Genomic DNA, 4,255 nt, shown 5'->3' on the forward strand with positions numbered 1-4,255 from the left:
AATCATCAAAGTTGGCTGCTCCTTTCGTTCCGGGCATCATCACGGCAAATGGAATCATAAAGATGGTTTTTCTGGTGAAGTTGGTAAGTGTGAGTTCAATCAATTCATTCCCTTTCATAAAAAACTTTCCCTATCCTAAGGATGTGATCTAAAAATTCAGGATTGTTGATTTGATGGTAAATGGAAAGATCGATTTTGTAAGGAAGCAATAAATCGTCCAAATCATTTTCTACTTGATGAAGAATGGTAAGGTCTAAATCTTGCCCTAATAGGGTTAGGTCAATATCAGAACCCGGTCTATAATTGCCAATGGCTCTGGATCCATAAAGTACAGCTTTATCTACTTGGGGGTATTTGAGTAAAACCTTTTGGATAGCTTCTATGGTCTGCTCTGATAGTCCAAACATGCGGTTAATTGTTAATTTTCACCTTTAATTGCTTCCATCTTATCTCTGAATTTTATGAATTGGTGGATATATCCATTCATAATCTTTATAAAAATTTCATCAGCAGTTTCCTCATTGTAAGTGTGTGAAGTCTTATTTCGGCTTTTGATCATGTCCATCCATATTTCTCCATTCTCAATTAAACCCGCTGAAAAAGCTTCCCTTGAGGCATCTTTTGAGCCAAAAATATTTATATTTCCAGCATGGATCAAAAAATCTTTCATGACATTCCAAGCCAACTCATGGGTGTAATCAAATCTTTGGATCAACCCTTCTTTCAAAATGTCATCCAGAAATTGATCATCAGCAATATTCCCTTCTTTATCTATGGGATAATCTTCTTGAATCCTACTGACTGCTTCCTCCAGTTTATCCAAAGCTTTATTGAAATTACTAAAGCGCTGTACCCATCGAATATCTTTTGATTTCATTAATTCAATTTTTAGCTCACCATCAATTTAGCAAATTCAATAAACAAGATTGTCATTTCTTGATTTTAACATTTGGGATAATCATCCAAGCTTAGCCAAAGCTTCCTCTAAAGTATTGATCTTGGCTTCTGCATCTGCCTGCTTTTTCTTCTCGTTTTCTACCACAGCTGCCGGAGCTCCTGCCACGAAACGCTCATTGCTGAGTTTCTTTACCACAGAATTCAGGAAGCCCTTGGTATATTCCAATTCCTTGAGCAGGTTTTCTTTTTCTTTTTCTACATCAATCTGCTCGCCCATTGGGATAAAGCATTCATCAGCTTTCACCACAAAGCTTGTTGCATTTTCCACTTTCTCCCCAAAGTTTAATTCAGAAAGGTTGGCCAACTTCTTCAATACCGCTTCGAAGCTGCTGTACAACTCTGGCTTCTGGGTATTTACTGTCAATGCAAAAACCTCTTTTGGAGAAATACCTTTGGAAGAACGAATATTTCTGATTTGAGACACCACCTCAAAAACTTGATTGGCCTCGGCAATAGGTTTGGTATCAAAAGCTTTTGCTTTTGGCCAAGCGGCCACGATCAATGCCTCATTCGCAGATCTTTCCTTAATCTGATGCCAGAGTTCTTCAGTAAGGAATGGCATAAAAGGATGAAGGATTTTTAGGATATCCTCAAAGAAGACTATGGTCTTTTCATAGGTAGCTCGATCGATCGGCTGCTGATAGGCAGGTTTGATCATTTCCAGGTACCAGGAGCAGAAGTCATCCCACACCAGTTTGTAGGTGGTCATCAGGGCATCAGAAATCCTGAATTTTTGGAAATGCTCTTCGATTTCGGAGAGGGCTTCATTAAACCTATTTTCAAACCAGTGAATGGTCGCTGTATTTTCATTTCCGGAAGAATTTTCATCGATTTCCCAGCCTTTGACCAATCGGAAGGCATTCCAGATTTTGTTGGAAAAGTTCCTTCCCTGTTCCACCAGTTTTTCATCAAATGGCAGGTCATTTCCGGCAGGGGAAGAGAAAAGCATGCCTGTTCTCACGCCATCTGCGCCATAATTGGTAATCAACTCCAGTGGATCGGGAGAATTGCCTAGGGATTTGGACATTTTTCTACCAAGTTTGTCCCTTACAATTCCTGTCAGGTACACATTTCTGAAAGGCAATTCACCCATATATTCATAACCGGCTATGATCATCCTGGCCACCCAAAAGAAAAGGATTTCTGGGGCAGTGACTAGGTCATTGGTAGGGTAATAGTATTTCAGGTCTTCATTGGGTTTGCCGGTTGTAAACACATCTGTATCAAAAACAGAGATGGGCCATAACCAAGAGGAAAACCAGGTGTCCAGTACATCCTCATCCTGTCTGAGGTCAGCCATGGTATAGGAAGTCATGAATTTTTCATTGGCCAATGCCAAGGCTTCTTCTTTGGTTTTGGCAACTACAAATTCTCCATTGGGCAGGTAGAAAGCTGGGATCTGATGTCCCCACCACAACTGACGGGAGATGCACCAGTCGCGCACATTTTCCATCCAAGAACGGTACATGTTCTTGAACTTAGGAGGATGGAGTTGGATAATGTCTTCCATGACTGAACTTAAAGCTGGTTTGGTGATTTCCTCCATTTTCAGGAACCATTGAAGGGAAAGTTTGGGCTCTACTACCGCATCGGTCCTTTCAGAGTGGCCAACATTGGACTTGTAGTCTTCGATTTTTTCCAATTGACCAACTTCATCCAGCATTTTACCTATTTTCTTTCTGGCAATGAATCGATCTTCACCTATCAGGATCTGTGCCTTTTCATTCAGGGTTCCATTATCATTGAGTATATCAATAACCTCCAGCTTGTGCTTGATTCCCAGCTCGTAGTCATTGACGTCGTGGGCAGGGGTCACTTTTAGGCATCCTGTGCCAAATTCCATGTCCACATACTCATCTTCAATGATTGGAATGGCCCTATTGATCAACGGGATAATGGCTTTTTTACCTTTAAGGTGGGTAAACCTGGGATCATTGGGATTGATACAGATGGCCACGTCCGCCATGATGGTTTCAGGGCGTGTGGTAGCAATGGTCAAGAAATCCTCAGAATCTTCGATTTTGTATTTGATGTAATACAGCTTGGACTGTATTTCCTTCATGATCACCTCGTCATCCGATAGGGCAGTCTTCCCTTGTGGATCCCAATTGACCATTCTTATACCCCGGTAGATTTTTCCCTTATTGTACAAGTCCACAAAAACCGAGATGACTGCATCACTGAGATCCGGGTCCATGGTGAATTTGGTACGGTCCCAATCACAGGAAGCGCCCAGTTTTTTTAATTGTTCCAGGATAATGCCTCCATACTTCTCTTTCCATTCCCAAGCATATTTCAGGAATTCTTCCCTGCTTAGGGATTTTTTGTCAATATCCCTTTCTTTCAGCATGGCCACTACTTTGGCTTCTGTAGCGATGGAGGCATGGTCTGTCCCTGGCACCCAGCAGGCATTTTTGCCTTCCATACGGGCTTTTCTGACCAGTACATCCTGAATGGTATTGTTGAGCATATGTCCCATGTGCAAGACACCGGTCACATTGGGTGGAGGAATGACGATGGTGTAGGATTCTTTGTTATGATCAACTTGGGAGGAGAAAAATTTGTGCTCCATCCAGTATTGGTACCACTTGGCCTCGACGGCTTCAGGATTGTATTTGGTAGCTAATGACATTTTAAGAAGAGGTTTTTTAAAACTCAAGGCGCAAAATTAAAAGAAAAAAGCTTTGGAACTATGAGAAATCAGGATTTGTGTAATGGAAAGGAACAGGTGAAAAGACTGTGAAGGGATTAGGGTTTTGCGTTGTTACGATGATTTCGGAAATAGGGAGGCGGATTTCGAAATTTTGAACTTTGGTTGGGATTTTAGGGGATAAATCAAAAGATTTTGAAGTGAAATTGAATTAAAAAAACCGATATCCTATTTATCAATCAAATAAAGAATATCGGTTTTCGGGTTAATCTTGGATTTCAAATGTGATCTTTGCATTGACCCTATAGGAGCTGATTGCTCCATTGGTGACAGTGGCACTCTGTTCCTTAATGTAGACAGACTTGATATTTTTGACTGTTTTAGAAGCATGAGCCACTGCGTTTTTTGCTGCATCTTCCCAACCTTTGTTTGAGTTGGCTAAAATTTCAATAACTTTTAAGACTGCCATAATACTGGAATTTAAAATGTGAGATTGTTTTTTTCTGTATTCTCTTAATTTACTGAAAATTAGGATGATTTTCAATTTTATTTGACATTAATTCCGACTTTCATGAAAGACTGTTTTCCAAATTCCCTCTTGTTTTTTGGATAAGTTGACTTCTACAAAAAAGAAAAAATATAAGAAAA

At 40.2% G+C, this 4,255-nt stretch carries 4 protein-coding genes; all 4 read right to left on the reverse strand.

Going from position 1 to position 4,255, the window contains the following annotated elements; translation table 11 throughout:
* Positions 1-104: 104 nt before the first annotated feature.
* On the reverse strand, positions 105-407 hold the full coding sequence (locus QZT73_RS03135; protein WP_291786580.1) for a nucleotidyltransferase domain-containing protein: 303 nt from the start codon (positions 405-407) through the stop codon (positions 105-107).
* 11 nt (positions 408-418) lie between these two features.
* The gene (locus tag QZT73_RS03140; protein WP_291778403.1) at positions 419-877 is read right to left on the reverse strand and encodes a nucleotidyltransferase substrate binding protein; all 459 of its coding nucleotides are present in this window, start codon (positions 875-877) and stop codon (positions 419-421) included.
* A gap of 81 nt (positions 878-958) precedes the next feature.
* On the reverse strand, positions 959-3,589 hold the full coding sequence (locus QZT73_RS03145; protein ID WP_291778400.1) for a valine--tRNA ligase: 2,631 nt from the start codon (positions 3,587-3,589) through the stop codon (positions 959-961).
* A 283-nt stretch (positions 3,590-3,872) separates the two neighbouring features.
* Positions 3,873-4,076 (reverse strand): dodecin family protein, encoded by a 204-nt coding sequence (locus tag QZT73_RS03150; protein WP_291778394.1) that lies wholly within the window; start codon positions 4,074-4,076, stop codon positions 3,873-3,875.
* Positions 4,077-4,255: the final 179 nt, after the last annotated feature.

It is taken from the genome of Cecembia sp. (assembly GCF_007126775.1).
Taxonomy (GTDB): domain Bacteria; phylum Bacteroidota; class Bacteroidia; order Cytophagales; family Cyclobacteriaceae; genus Cecembia.